Here is a 14,656-nt window from a genome sequence, read left to right as displayed (position 1 = left end):
ATTCCGGACGGCCGTTGCTAGCGTAATGCTGCACGGCCGTTCCAGGCTTGCGCCTGTATGGCGCCGTGCGCTCTGTCAACAACAGACGTGCCGCCATGAAAAACCACGCCACTTCCAACGTGTTGCATGCGACCAGGCTTTGTGCGGTCGTGCCCGCTTTTCTGGCTGTCATTCTGCTGTCCGCGCCTATAACGGCGCAACCGCAGCAGCCCGGCCTGCAGCAGCAGGCTGCTGCCGGCGCCAATCGCACACCACCGGCGCAAGGTGCGGCGTTGCCCTCTGCTGCAGCGGAAGGCTATCGGCTTGGTTCGGGTGATCGTGTCCGTGTAACTGTCTTTGGCCAGCCGGAACTGACCGGTGAATACGCAGTTGATGGTGGCGGGCAGATGTCCTTCCCACTGGTCGGGCAACTGCGCGCGGGTGGGCTTACAGCTTCAGACCTGGAAAAGGCCCTGATTGACAAGCTGTCGCCTGAATACCTGAAGAACCCGAGTATCAGCGTGGAAGTGCTCACCTACCGGCCTTTCTACATCGTAGGTGAAGTGCGCACGCCGGGCAGTTACCCGTTTGTCAGTGGCATGACCGTCCTGAATGCGGTGGCTCTGGCCGGCGGATTCACGTATCGCGCCCGCGAAAGTTCCTTCTACGTCACCCGAACGGGCGAGGATGGTTCCAAGATCAAGCTCACTTCCGGTGCCGAAGCAACCATCTTGCCGGGCGATATCATCACCGTCCGAGAGCGGTATTTCTGATGTCTCTTCCCGATCGCTTCCGTCCGGTCGCCATGCAGCCTCCTGTGGCCTATGCGGCACCGCCGGTTTATGTGCCTTCGCAGGGCAATGAATCCGATTTCTTTGATACCATGCGCAAGATTTGGCGGCATCGGGGCAGCATAATTATCTGCACGCTGTTCTTCACGGTCATTGCCGTATTGGTGGCACGGCAGATTCCATCTCATTACATCGCCAATGCGCGGGTGCTGGTGGGCGTGCCGGTGGCGCGGGCACTGAATATCGAGGCGATTATTGCCGATATCAGTCCTGATGCCGAGCGCATCCAGAACGAGGCCTACGTGATTCAGTCGCGTGACGTGGCGCGGCAGGTGATCGATAGGTTGAAGTTAAGCGAGAATCCGGAATTCAATCCGGCCCTGCGGCCAGAACCTGACTGGATGAGTTATCTCGACCCGATGCGATATCTGCCTGACGCCGTGCGCGCCTATATGCCAGGGCAGAAGGCAGCCGCGCTCCAGGGGGCCGTGTCGCCCGAGGTACGGGCCGAGCAGAACCTTAACGCCATCATCGATACCCTTTTGGCCAAGCTGGACGTCACCACACTGGGCCGCTCGCATGTATTGAATATCGAAGCGCGCTCGGTTGCCCCGGACACGGCCGCGGCCATCGCCAACGGCTTCAGCGAGGTGTATCTGGCACGCCAGCGCAGCGACAAGGTCGAGGCGGGTGAGGAGGTCGAGAAGTTCCTCACTGACCGTATTGCCACGTTGCGCGAGCAGGTCGAGAAATCGGATCAGGCGGTCGAGTCCTATCGCCGCGAAAACAATCTCTACCAGGGTGCCAGTGTCGGGGTAACGGCGCAGCAACTGACCGAACTGAACACCCAGCTGATCGTGGCACAGACCGCCAAGGCTGAAACCGATGCCCGTCTGGGCGAGGCCCAGGCGCTGCGGCGCAGTGGTGTGGACAATCAGAGCGTACCGCAGGTCTTGCAGTCGCCGCTGGTGCAGCAGCTCAAGGGCCAGCAGGCGGAAGCCGAGCGGCGCCTGGCTGATCTGACCAGCAATCTGGGGCCACAGCATCCGCGTGTGGTCAGCACCAAAGCCGAGATCAATGATATCCGCAGCAAGGTGAATACCGAGGTCGGCCGCATTATTGAAAGCCTGCGTCACGAAGCTCGCACCACCACGGCGCGCTATGAAGCATTGCGGCAGAATTTCAACCGGTTGCAGGGCCAGGCTGGCGGCGTGAATGAAAAGTCGATCCGGCTCAACGCACTGGAGCGTGAGGCCACGGTGAATCGCAATCTGCTTGAGCAGATGATGAGCCGGGCCAAGGAGACTATTGGCCAGGAGCAGTTGCAGAAACCGAATGCCAAGCTGATCTCGGCTGCCGCACCGCCATCGCGGCCCGGCTTCCCGCCCAAGACCCTGCTGGTTTTCCTGGGGTCTGTCGCAGGCATGCTGATCGGCATGGCCTATGCACTGTTGCGTGAGGGCGTTGACCGCACCTTCCGCCGCAGCGACCAGATCGAATCGATGACCGGGCTGCCGGTGCTGGCCATGGTGCCGACCTTGCGTGGCAGCATGACGCCGATCGCCCATGTATTGCGCAAGCCGGTGTCGCCTTACAGCGAGGCGCTGCGCAAGCTGCATATAGGGCTTGAGCTGTCTGAGGCGGCGCAGTCACCAAAAACGGTACTGTTCGGCTCGGCGGTGCCGGGTGAAGGCAAGTCCGTGCTGGTCGGTTCGCTGGGGCGCATGCTGGCCAGCCATGGCCGCCGCATCCTGATAATCGATTGCGACTGGCGCAATCCACGCCTGCACAAACTGTTCCAGTGTCAGAATCGCAATGGTCTGGCTGAATTGCTGTGCGATCAACCGCAAAGCGTCGATGATTGTATCTTCACCGATACTCTGTCCGGGGTGGATATCATTCCGGCCGGCGTCTTTTCACCGCAGGCCATGCGCTATCTGACCACCGATCGCATGAAGATGATCCTGCAGGCTCTGGCGCCACGTTATGACATGATCATGCTGGATACGGCGCCTGTTCTGGTTGGTGCCGAAGTTCTGACCTTGTCTCGCATGGTGGACAAGGTGGCCTTCATGGTGCGTTGGGGCGACACCAAGCGCGATGCCGTGATGGAAGCCCTGAAAGACCTGATCGAGGTGCAGGCCGATATTGCTGGCGTGGTGATGACCCGGGTCGACCCGAAGGGCTATCGAAAATACGGCTACAGCGAACTGAATTACGATTACGAGCGCCCGGTCCTGGTCAAGCCGGCAGACTGGAGCTGAGACATGGCCCGCCCGGCGCAGGATTCGCGCGAGCCGGTTCTTTTGGTTACCCAGCATTACGCGCCCGAAATGATCGGGTCCGCGCCTTACTGCAGCGACCTTGCCGAAGGGCTGGTGCGCCAAGATCGCGCGGTTACGGTGCTGACCGGTCTGCCGCATTATCCCGATCCAGCTGAATATACAGCTTTCAATGCTGACCCGCCGCCACGACAGAAATTGGCTGGTGTGCAGGTTGAACGCCTGCACAGCTGGTTGCCGAAGCGCCGGTCGGCCCTGTTGCGTATTGCTGGGGAACTCATGTTCCTGCTGGCCGGCTTGCGTGCGCTGCTGCAGCGTCGGGTGCGGCGCGCCGAGGTGGTGATATCGCTCTGCCCGTCGATCTTCGCGGTCTTGCTGGGGATTGCGGCCACGGCGCGCGATGGCCGGCATGTCGCCATGGTGCACGACATCCAGTCGGGCCTTGCCAGCAGCCTGGGCATTGTCCGCTTCGGTTTCCTGGTGCGTCTGATGCGGCTGGCCGAGCGCGTCATCCTCAATCGTGTCGACCTGATTCTGGTGTTGTCGGCCGAAATGGCAGCGGTCTTGCGGGCACTTGGTGTTGTGCGGCCGATCGAGATTCTGCCGATCTGGGTCGATATTGCAGCAATCCGGCCGCAACCGTTGCCTGCGCATCTGCCACCGACCGTGCTTTACAGCGGCAATTTTGGCCGCAAACAGGGGTTGGAGCAGCTCATCACCCTGGCCGCAGAATTGGCCCTGAGCCGGCCGGATGTTCGCCTGCTGCTGCGCGGTTCCGGCGGCGAACGCACCGCCGTGATGGCGGCTGTCGCCCGGCGACGGCTGGGTAATGTGCAGTTTGAGGACCTGGTATCACGTGACAGGCTCGATGCGGCCCTGGCGGCAGGCATGGTGCATCTGGTGCCGCAGAAACCGGATGGCGCCGATTTTGCCGTGCCATCGAAGATCTACAATATCATGGCGGCCGGCCGCTGTTTCGTGACCACGGCCCTGCCTGGCAGTGCCTTGTGGCAGCTACAGGCCCAGACTGAGGCTTTTGTCTGCGTCGAGCCTGAGAATCCGGTAGCGTTGGCCGATGCCGTGATCGCTCTGCTGGATGATGCGGAACGCCGCCAGGCTATGGCCGAGCGTGGCCGTGCCTATATCGAACGGCATCACAGCCGCGATATGCTGCTGGCGCGGATCGATGGCTGGCTGGTCGATCTGCGCCGCGAAGGCAGGCTGACCGGTCGTTCCCGCGATCTCCTGGTGCTGGAACCTGATGCCGGAGGCCATGCCGAGGAATGGCTGCAGCATCTGTTGCTTCATCTGGGCAAGCAGCGCGAGGTCGAGCGGATCTGGCTCGTGGTGCCACCCCGATTGCACGATCGCCTGGTGGATCGGTTACCCGTTCATCTGCGTCACCGTATCGGCCTGCTGGCCCTGACGCCTGTCGAGTTGCGGATGTGTACGCACCGGCGGTTGGCGATCAGCGGCATGGCCCGCTGGTGGGTGATGCGGCGCTATCTCACCCGCACCGGCGCCGAGATCGGCTATTTCCTTTCGCTCGATCACCTGTCGCTGCCGCTTGGCCTTGGTCTAGGCGCCGGCCGGCGACGCCTGAGCGGCATCCTGTTTCGGCCGTCTGTGCATTATCATGCGATCAGCGATTATCGTCCGGGGTTTGGCGAAAGACTGCGCGACTGGCGCAAGGCGGTCCTGTATCGCGGTATGCTGCGGAACACCTCTGTAGAGAGTGTACTGACACTTGATCCATTCTTTGCCGATTACGCCGTCGTGCATTACCCGGATGGCGATAAAGTCTCTGTTGTTCCCGATCCGGCATTCCCGGCTGTCGGGTTGGCTGCCAATGATCATCTGTTGCCGGTGGCGGTGCCGCAGGGCCGCCTCATACTGCTGCTGTTCGGCGCCCTGACGGAGCGCAAGGGTGTTCTGCATCTGCTCGACGCGATGAAGATTATCAGCCCTGTGACGGCGGCGCGGATCGCCGTGGTGGTCGCCGGAAAGGTAGCCCCTGAAATTCGGCGCGACCTCAGCCTTCGGCAGGCGCGGCTGCGGCGCGAGCAACCCGATCTCTGGCTGCATGTGGAAGATCGCTGGCTCGACAGCCCGGAAATCACTGCGCTGGTCCGGCGCTGCGATATCGTGCTGGCGCCTTACCAGCGCTTCGTCGGTTCCAGCGGGGTACTGCTTTGGGCGGCACGGGCGGGAAAGCCCTTGCTGACGCAGGATTATGGCCTTTTGGGACGCCTGGTGCGCGATCATCATCTTGGCCTCGCCCTTGATGCTACCGACCCGCGCAAGCTGGCAGACGGAATCACCGATATGGTTCAGCGTGGCCCGGCCCAGTTTGTCGATGCTGTCGCGGCTGCCGATTTTGTAGCACGTCACACGCCGGAAATGTTTGCCACGCAGGTTTTCAGCAGTCTGCGGCGGGTGTGATCGCGCTGTGATCGTTGCAGCATGACTGCTCTGTTGCGGTGCAGCGAAGCAGCCTCGGCATGGTCACAAGACCTTGCAAACATGCTGTGTCACATCAGTCAGAGGTCGCGGCGGTCCCCGCCGTCGCACGCAATGCAAACCCAGGAACGGAGCAGCTGTATGTCATATGACATCCATCCAGGCTCGATGGCTTCCAAGAGAAAATCCTCGATGCGCGCCCAGGCACGTGCCGTTGCGCAGCCCTTCGTCTGGGGCGGCACGGATGACGCCGAGCCGCTGAATTCAGTCAGGTTGACCGATCGTGCCGTGGCCGCGCCGGTATCATTGCCGATCATCAGTGGCCTGCTGCGAGCCTGTGATGCTGTCGCGGTTTTAAGCGCCGGCCTGGTGGCACTGCTGCTAGCCGCACCGGATCTGCCCATGGGTGGATCATATTACGTCGCGCTGTCTTTCTTCGGTGCCCTGGTTGCCGGCAATGTCTTGCATCTCGCCGGCAGCTATCGGATTGAAACCTTGCGGCGCGGCCAGATCGGTTGGGAGCGTATGGTGGGTGCCTGGGTCGTCGCCGGCCTGGTGATGGCCCTTGCTATTGTGGCCAGCGGCGCCTCGCCGGAACAGAACTGGATCTGGCTGGGTCTGTGGTTCACCTTTGGCCTGTTTCTGCCGCTGTTGATCCGTGGCGTGCTGGTCATACGCATGGATTACTGGCTCAAAGCGGGCCGTTTGCGCCGGCGCATCGCCATTCTGGGCTCTGGTCCGGGCGCGCAGATGCTGCAGCGGCGGCTGGGTGGTCGTCGTGATGGCGATGCCGTCATTGTCGGCCTCTATGATGATCGCTCCGGCCCATCGGCAGCCGGCTGGCGCGGGCATGCGGTGCGCGGCAATTGCAGTGACCTGTTGGAGGATATCCGGCGCCAGCGCGTTGACATGGTGGTGATCGCCGGCTCGCCCATCGAGGCCGGAATGGAAGATGCACTGGCACGCCTGCGCTGCGTCGCGGTGGATATCTGCTTCTGCCCGGATGGACATTACGGCACACCTTCGGTGGATGGCGTGGAGACCGTCGAGAATGTGCCGCTGATGGTGATTGAACGGCGACCGCTGCAGGATTGGAGCGGGGTAGCCAAGGAAGTGGAAGACCGGCTGTTTGCCGCCGGCATCGTTCTGCTGATCTCGCCATTGCTGTTGCTGATTGCGGCTGCGATCAAACTCGATAGTCCGGGTCCGGTGATCTTCAAGCAGAAGCGCTATGGCCGGAACAACCAGCTGATCGAGGTCTTCAAGTTCCGCAGTATGCATCATCATGCTCGCGATCCCAACGCGACCCAGCTGGCTACGCGCAACGATCCTCGTGTGACCCGGGTTGGAGCATTCCTGCGGCGCACCAGCCTGGATGAGCTGCCGCAGTTCTTCAATGTACTGCGCGGCGATATGTCGGTGGTCGGCCCGCGGCCGCATGCCTTGCTGGCGGCCGCCGGTGGTGTGCTGTACCAGGAAGCCGTGCAGAATTACGACTGGCGCCACCGTATCAAACCGGGCATCACCGGCTGGGCCCAGATCAACGGCTGGCGCGGCGAAACTGAGACAGTCGAGCAGATTCAGAAGCGTGTCGAACACGACATCTATTACATCGAGAACTGGTCCCTGCTGCTGGACGTTAAGATCATCGTGAAGACGATTTTCGGCGGCTTCACGGGCAGCAAGGCCTACTGACATGGTGACCCTGACGAATGCGATGCCTCTGGCTGACACTGGCTGATCCCGAGCCCCGCCATAACGGGCAGTATCTCTATTCCGGCGGCCTCATCGACGCGATGGGCCAGGGCGGGGCCGCCATGCATGTGCTCGGCCTGACACGCCCTGGCTCGCTGCCGCGCGTCAATGGCGAGCCCGATGGCAGCGGTACCCGCTGGTGGCTGTCCGAACATCATCCGCGGTCGAACCTGCAGAGCCTGCTATCCTCTCTGCCGCATATCGCGGATCGCAGCTGGACGCCGGGATTGCGGCAATCGCTGGATGCGCAGCTCGAACTCGCGCCCTGGGACACCATCGTCTTCGACGGCATTTCAGCCGGCTGGGCGCTGGATCAGGTGTTGCGGCGCTTCCCCAGTCGTCGCAAACGACCAAAGCTGGTGTATGTATCGCACAATCACGAGGCGAGCCTGCGGGGTGAGGTGGCGCGCAGCCATGAGAACTTCATCAAACGGCAGGTTCTGAAATACGACGCCATGAAGGCCGCATGGCTGGAGAATCGACTGGTGGATGCCGCGGATCTGGTCACCGCAATCACTCCGGATGATGCGCGACAGTACCAGCAGCGCCGCCCGGGCCGTCGCATCGAGGTGCTGACGCCAGGCTATGCCGGCAGCCACGAAAACGGCCGGCGCATCACCAGCGCAACGCCGCGGCGTGCGGTGATCGTCGGCAGCTTCGACTGGATCGCCAAACGTATGAATCTTGAGCAGTTTGTTGCCGTGGCCGATCCTCTGTTCGCGGCACATGGTGCTGAACTGCAGGTGATCGGCAGTGCCGAAGAGTCCTTCCTCAGCCGTATGCGCCGCAATGCCTTGGCCACGCAGTTCACCGGGCCGGTCGACGGCGTGCTGGATTTCATGCGGGAGGCGCGCATCGCCCTGGTGGCAGAACGTCATGGCGGCGGCTTCAAGCTCAAGGTGTTGGACTACATCTTCAATCGCATGCCGATTCTGGCACTGTCGGGGTCCGTCGCCGGTGTGCCACTGAGGCACGACGACAGTATTTTGCTGTATGAGGATTACGAGGCACTCGCCCGCGGCGTGCTGCAGGTGATCGATGATTGTGATCGCCTCAACAGCCTGCAGGATAGAGCCTACGCGGCCTGCCATGATCAGTTTGACTGGTCGAGCCGAGGCGAACGCCTTCTGTCGGCCATGGCGACGCTATGAATCGGACAACCTTATGAAAGGCATGAAGCTCAATATCGTCGCCGAATCCCGGCTTGGCGCGGTCGACATGCTGCTGCTGGTGATTTTCTTTGCCGGCATCTATCTCGGCGTGATGATCCAGATCACGGCGAAAATCCCCTTCCCGGCGGCACCCGCTGGCGTCGCGGGGCTCTTCCTGCTCTGGCGCCGTCGCGACAATATCGTACCCAAGCATCTGGCCGGTCTGCTGGGCGTGGTGGTGCTCTATCTCGCAGCCAGCCTGTTTGCCACCGATATCGGCAATCTCCCCAAGCGGTTCACCGGCCTTGTACAGCTGACCTATTCTCTGGTGATCGGCTATGCGATGTTTCTCACTCTGCTGCAGGCCGGTCGCCAGCAGCTTGCCCGCCTGTTCCTCGGCTTCAGCCTGTTCATCCTGATTGGCAGTCTGCTGGAAAGTTATGCTGGCTTGAATGTGGTCAGCGATGCCGTGCGGAATAAAATCTATGATTCTGGGGTTTATGATTCCGACCTGCGCGACCAGATCCTGTATGGCAAGGTTCGCCCCAAGCTGTTCACCTCAGAACCATCTGCCGTCACATTTGGCTACACGCTTTTCACCTTTGCCTGGTTCATGGTCACGCAGCATCGCGCCAAGCTGATGCTGTTCCTGGCCTTGCTGGCAGCCGGCATTTTTGCCATGCCGGGGCCGACACTGCTGCTGTCGTTGTTACTGTTGCCCCCCTATTATTTCTTTGTCCTGCCGCAGACACCGCCAATTGGCCGCTTCGGCTCGGGCTATCGCATGGCCATCATTATCTTTGGCAGTATCCTGCTGGTGGTCTTCGCCGTGGTGGGCGCGACGGTTTATGCCGAACGCCTTGGCCAGATCATGAATGGCAATGACCCGAGCTTCTTCTATCGCGTGATCGGGCCCGGCCTCGTCGGCATTGAAGTGATGCTGCGCTATCCCTGGGCCGGTGCGGGCCTCACCGGCGAGGCCTCGATTACCGATCTGGTGATGAACGTGTTCGTGCAATCCTCGCATTTCTCGGCTGGCTGGCGCATCAGCAAGATTTCCGAGGTGCTGACCAATTATTTCTGGCTGCACTGGATTTATCTTGGTCTGGTCTGGGGCTGTATCACGCTGGTTGGCCTGACAATCTGGCTGCGCATGCTGGGGGTGCCCGCCATCATGTTCTGCTGGATCACCTGGGCGGTTTTTGGTCAGGCCTCGGGCGCCTATGTCGCGCCCAAGACCTGGGTTGTGCTGCTGCTGGCGGCGGCCCTGACCATGCTGCACCAGCGTGTGGCTGTGCCAGGGACGATAACCATGCGGCCGGCGCCGGGTGCGGCCCTGCGTATCCGTCGGCCGTATCTGCGCCGACCCGATTTCGCGCCGCAGGCCTGAACCATGCAGCGCCGCGATCTGCTGGCACGGGGTGGTATGGTTCTGGGCGGTGCCATGCTGGCAGCTGGCGGCGTCGAGTCCGCGCAGGCCGCGCCGCAGGCGCCGTTTGGCAAACTGATCTCGGCCGCCAGTTACGGGGCGGTTGGCGATGGCATCGCCGATGACACGGTCGCATTGCAGGCCGGTCTCGATGCGGCCTATGCGGGCGACAATGGCGGCCTGCTGCTGATCCCGCCTGGCCGCTACCGCATCACCGCCACGCTGCGCATTGCGCCGAAGCAGAATGTTACCCGCCAGTCCGGCATTCTGGGGATTGGGGCGCGGCTGATCTCAAGTATCACCGATGGCAGCGACATCCTTGAAATCGCCAGCCACTCGACCTTCCGCTTCCTGCTGATCCAGGGTCTGGACATCCATGGCAGCGGAAAGGACGGTCACGGTATTCGGCTGGCCTGCCCCGGCAACAAGAATTTCCTCTACAATTTCTGCCTGCGCGACCTCGTTGTGCAGGGCTGCGGCAAGAATGGTTGCCAGCTGATCGGCAATGTCTTTGAAGGGCAGATCACCAACTGCTACTTCCGCAACAATCACGGTCATGGTGCCAGCTTCCATCACGATCCTGGTGGAAAGGGTATCCTGTCGGCGGTGCGGGTGATTGGCGGGGTATTCGGCGAGAATGGCATCCATGGCGCCGCCATGCTGGATGGCTGTTATGACGTCAGCTATCACGGCAGCTATTTCCTGCTCAACAAGCGCTTCGGCCTGGTGGCGGAGAATGGCTGTACCCTGCTGTCCAGTTGCGGCTTTGAGAACAATCATGAAGGCGCGGATGATTTCTCCCGCGGCGATGCCGGTATCTGGCTGCAGGGTTTCGCTACGCTGGTTGGCTGTACCGCCTATTCGATGTTCAAGCAGACCCACCTGTTGCGTGCCATCCTGACCGGCCGGCTTGTCATGGTGGGCTGCAGTGGCAGTGGTGATGCCAAGGCAGCTGGTGCCGGCCTGGCTGTGCTACGCGGCGATCCGCGCAGTACGGCGACAGTGGTGGGCTGCAGCGGCAACCTGCGCAGCGAGGGAGGTTTCGAGGCTATCGAGATCGGCAATGGCGGTGATGGCGGCGGCCTGAAGGTTGGCGGCGACTGGCAGAGCCGCACCCTGGCGCAGCTGGGTGAGTATCGTCTCTGGGTCGACCGCCAGGGTCGTCTGCGCATCAAGAAGGGCCGGCCCCAACACGATGATGACGGCAGTCCGGTGGGCGTTGGCTAAACCTTCCGCAGCACGGTCGAGGGTGCCGTGCCCTGCCGCAGAAGCTGCGGCAGGCGACGCAGGACACCCAACGCACGCCGGCTGCGTGGTACGATCAGGAAGACCGCAAAGACCAGGACAGCAGCGATAACGCCACTGAGGGCCAGACCACCAAGCGGTGTTGCAGCTGTCAGCAGGCCGGATTGCCGCAACAGCGCTATGCTGCCGGCAATCACCGCCGCCGCGCCTAAAGATGGCAGGATGGCCAGGGCCAGGTCGCGGCTGCCGACGGGGCCATGGCGTCCACCGAGCCAGATGGCGAGGGGCAGGCGGAGCATGAGTCCGCTGGCGGCATAGGCGATCGCGATGCCGACCGGGCCGAAGGACAGTCCGGTCAGGACTGCTGCAGTGATCATGCCGGCATCCAGCAGGGCAGCGCGCAGCAGATCGGCGGGACGATTCTGGCTTTGATACAGCAGGCCGACCGCCAGCATGCTGGGCAGCGTCATCGCAGCGACGGCGAAACAGGCGACATAGGGCGTCGCCGCCTGCCACTGCGCACCGAACAGCAGCCCCACCACCCAGTCAGCGGTGACCGCCGCAAGCGCGGCCGGCGGCATCGTCACCATGGCGAATTTCTCGTAGATCAGCAGGAAGGCTCGGCGATAGCGCGCGGGCTGGTCATGCAGGCGGCTCAGCGCCGGCATCGCCACGGCATAGAGCGGGGCGTTGAGGTTGTTCACCGGCACCAGCACCAGTTTGGCCGCGCGCTCGTAGAAACCGAGCGTCACCGGACCCCAGAGCCAGCCGATCAGCACCTGGTCGAGGCTGCGCGCGGCGGCGGCCAGCAGGTTGAAACCGGTGACCGATCCGCCAAAGCCCAGCATGTCGCGGATGCCGGCATGGCGCGAGGGCAGGCCGGGGCGCCAGGGGCACAGCACCCATGTGGCAACCAGGGTGAGGGCCGGGCTGGCAACGCGCTGGATCACCAGCGCCCAGTAGCCCGCACCATTGAGGGCAAAGCCGACGGCCAGCGCCATCGCCGCCAGTTCCGCCCCGGTTTCGATCATGGCAATTGCGGCAAAACGCATCTGCCGGCGCAGCAGCGCCCAGTGCTGGATGGTAAAGCCGCTCAGCACGAACCCGGCAGCCAGCCATTGTGTGATGGGTACCAGCTCGGGTTCGCCATAGAACCGTGCGATGACCGGTGCGGCAATCAGCAGGATGACAGCCAGCAGGCCGCCGAAGGCGACATTGATCCAGAACAGGGTTGAGACCTGCTGCTGGCTGATGACCGGACGCTGGATCGTGGCGGCCGACAGGCCCAGTTCCTTGATCAGGTCGAGCAGCACTGCCAGGGCGGCAATCATCGCCACCAGGCCGAAGGCCTGCGGGGTGAGCAGCCGCGCGAGCACGATGGTGCCGCCGAACTGCACCAGAAAGCGGACGGCCTGACTGCCAAAGGCAATCAGGCCGCCACGCAGGCTGCGCCGGATCAGATCCGACTGGAGATGCTCGGTCGCCAGCGGATCGTAAGTGGTTTTACTCAAGCGATCGCCCGCCGATCGGCGAGGTGGTGGTTCACATACCAGCGATAGGTCTGTTCCAGGCCCTGCTGCAACGGGGTATGTGCCCGCCAGCCCAGGCTCTTCAGATGCGTGGTGTCCACCACCTTGCGGGGCGTGCCATCGGGTTTACTGGGATCGAAGACCAGTCGGCCGCGATAGCCGATCACTCGTGCCATCAGCCCGGCGAGGTCACCGATGGAGATTTCCTCCGACGTTCCCAGATTGATATGCTCGGCATCGGAGTAATGTTTCAGGATATGTACGATGCCGTCGGCGGCATCCTCGACATAGAGGAATTCGCGCAAAGCCCGACCACTGCCCCACACTTCCACGGTTTCGGCGCCAGCCTCCCTGGCATGGTGAATCTTCGCCATCAGCGCCGGAATGACATGGCCTTGCAGGGTGTCGAAATTATCGCCTGGTCCATACAGGTTGGTCGGCATCACCGAGATGAAGTCGCAATCATACTGGCGGCGATAAGCCTGGCAGAGCTTGATGCCGGCGATCTTGGCGATGGCATACCATTCGTTGGTCGGCTCCAGCGGTCCGGTCAGCAAGGCCGATTCCGGAATCGGCTGCGGCGCCAGCCGCGGATAGATGCAGGACGAGCCGAGAAAGACCAGTTTTTCGACCCGGCTCTGGCGCGCCGCCTCAATGATATTCGCCTCGATCATCAGGTTGTCGTAGAGGAATTCCGCCGGTCGCGAGTCATTGGCATGGATGCCGCCGACCTTGGCGGCAGCCACGATCACGGCCTGCGGCTTGGTTTCGCGCAGCCACAGGCTGACCTGGTCTGGCTGGCGCAGATCAAGTTGCTGGCGCGGTACGGTGAGGATCGTGCAGTCCTCGTACTGCAGGCGCTGCACCAGCGCTGCACCGACCAGGCCGCGATGACCTGCCACCCAGATGCGCTTGCCGGCCAGCGGGTAGGGCGTGATATCAGGCATGGGTCAGCACTCCTGCGCCATCATGATTCTGCTTCAGTGCGGCGCGGTCAGAGTCCACCATCTCGGTCACCAGCTGCTCGAAGCTCGTTTTGTGCTGCCAACCGATATTGCGCCAGGCTTTGTCCGGGTTGCCATGCAGGAAGTCGACCTCGGTGGGGCGATAATACTCCGCATCGATGGCCACCAGGATATCGCCGGTCTTGCCGCAATAGCCCTTCTCGTCGATTCCCTTGCCATCCCACTGGATATGGCGGTCGATGCGGCGGAAGGCCAGTTCGACGAATTCGCGCACGCTGTGCACCTCGCCGGTGGCCAGCACGTAATCCTCGGGCTTGTCCTGTTGCAGGATCATCCACATGCCTTCGACATAGTCGCGGGCATGGCCCCAGTCGCGCTTGGCGTCGATATTGCCCAGATACAGCCGGTTCTGCAGGCCATGCTCGATGGCAGCGACGGCGCGTGCAATTTTGCGGGTGACGAAGGTTTCACCGCGGATCGGACTTTCGTGGTTGAACAGGATGCCGTTCGAGGCATGCATGTTGTAAGCCTCGCGATAGTTCACCGTGATCCAGTAGGCGTAGAGCTTTGCAACCGCATAGGGGCTGCGCGGATAGAAAGGCGTGGTCTCGCGTTGCGGAATTTCCTGTACCTTGCCGAACAGTTCCGAGGTCGAAGCCTGGTAGAAGCGCACCTTCTCTTCCATTTTCAGGATGCGGATCGCTTCCAGCAGACGCAGTGTGCCCAGCGCATCGGTATTGGCGGTGTATTCCGGCGTCTCGAAGCTGACCTGCACGTGGCTCTGGGCGGCCAGGTTGTAAATCTCGTCCGGCTGGGTTTCCTGGATCAGGCGGATCAGGTTGGATGAGTCGGTCATGTCACCGTAATGCAGGAAGAAACGCACGTCCTCCTCATGCCGGTCACGATAGAGGTGGTCGACACGGCGGGTATTGATCGACGATGAACGCCGTTTGATGCCATGCACGGTGTAGCCTTTGGCGAGCAGAAGCTCGGAAAGGTAGGCACCGTCCTGCCCGGTGGCGCCGGTAATCAAGGCTGTCTTGTTGGCCATGGGTTAAGTCCTTTTTTTC

The 14,656-nt window shown here is 62.1% G+C and carries 10 protein-coding genes; 7 read left to right on the top strand and 3 right to left on the bottom strand.

All coding sequences use genetic code 11. The annotated features are described in order from the left end of the window. Positions 1-95 precede the first annotated feature (95 nt). The 7 genes from AAG821_RS11340 (at position 96) to AAG821_RS11310 (ending at position 11,074) form a co-directional block, all read left to right on the top strand. A complete protein-coding gene (locus tag AAG821_RS11340) occupies positions 96-752 on the top strand; it encodes a polysaccharide biosynthesis/export family protein (protein ID WP_341913521.1) in 657 nt (218 codons plus the stop codon). Next, positions 752-3,034, top strand: a complete 2,283-nt coding sequence (locus tag AAG821_RS11335) for a polysaccharide biosynthesis tyrosine autokinase (protein ID WP_341913523.1) — start codon at positions 752-754, stop codon at positions 3,032-3,034. Before AAG821_RS11340 ends, AAG821_RS11335 begins: the two co-directional genes overlap by 1 nt. A gap of 3 nt (positions 3,035-3,037) precedes the next feature. Next, positions 3,038-5,494 (top strand): glycosyltransferase, encoded by a 2,457-nt coding sequence (locus AAG821_RS11330; RefSeq protein WP_341913525.1) that lies wholly within the window; start codon positions 3,038-3,040, stop codon positions 5,492-5,494. A gap of 159 nt (positions 5,495-5,653) precedes the next feature. Beyond that, positions 5,654-7,207, top strand: coding sequence for an undecaprenyl-phosphate glucose phosphotransferase (locus tag AAG821_RS11325; RefSeq protein ID WP_341913527.1), 1,554 nt, complete (start codon positions 5,654-5,656; stop codon positions 7,205-7,207). A gap of 17 nt (positions 7,208-7,224) precedes the next feature. Next, a complete protein-coding gene (locus AAG821_RS11320) occupies positions 7,225-8,418 on the top strand; it encodes a glycosyltransferase (RefSeq protein ID WP_341913529.1) in 1,194 nt (397 codons plus the stop codon). Between the two features lie 13 nt (positions 8,419-8,431). Further along, on the top strand, positions 8,432-9,808 hold the full coding sequence (locus AAG821_RS11315) for a hypothetical protein (protein ID WP_341913531.1): 1,377 nt from the start codon (positions 8,432-8,434) through the stop codon (positions 9,806-9,808). 3 nt (positions 9,809-9,811) lie between these two features. Further along, complete coding sequence (locus AAG821_RS11310; protein WP_341913533.1) at positions 9,812-11,074, top strand: glycosyl hydrolase family 28-related protein; 1,263 nt, start codon at positions 9,812-9,814, stop codon at positions 11,072-11,074. On the opposite strand, the gene AAG821_RS11305 is transcribed toward AAG821_RS11310, so the two are convergent. The 3 genes from AAG821_RS11305 to gmd are packed head-to-tail and all read right to left on the bottom strand — an operon-like array spanning position 11,071 to position 14,637. Then, entirely contained in the window at positions 11,071-12,603 is a 1,533-nt protein-coding gene (locus tag AAG821_RS11305; RefSeq protein ID WP_341913535.1) for a lipopolysaccharide biosynthesis protein, read from the bottom strand. The genes AAG821_RS11310 and AAG821_RS11305 overlap by 4 nt on opposite strands. Further along, a complete protein-coding gene (locus tag AAG821_RS11300; RefSeq protein WP_341913536.1) occupies positions 12,600-13,568 on the bottom strand; it encodes a GDP-L-fucose synthase in 969 nt (322 codons plus the stop codon). The genes AAG821_RS11305 and AAG821_RS11300 overlap by 4 nt, the downstream gene beginning before the upstream one ends. Continuing rightward, the gene (gmd, locus tag AAG821_RS11295) at positions 13,561-14,637 is read right to left on the bottom strand and encodes a GDP-mannose 4,6-dehydratase (protein ID WP_341913538.1); all 1,077 of its coding nucleotides are present in this window, start codon (positions 14,635-14,637) and stop codon (positions 13,561-13,563) included. The genes AAG821_RS11300 and gmd overlap by 8 nt, the downstream gene beginning before the upstream one ends. Between the last annotated feature and the right edge of the window lie 19 nt (positions 14,638-14,656).

It is taken from the genome of Ferrovibrio terrae (assembly GCF_943372915.1).
Taxonomy (GTDB): domain Bacteria; phylum Pseudomonadota; class Alphaproteobacteria; order Ferrovibrionales; family Ferrovibrionaceae; genus Ferrovibrio; species Ferrovibrio terrae_A.
This window is presented reverse-complemented; position numbering and strand designations above follow the sequence as displayed.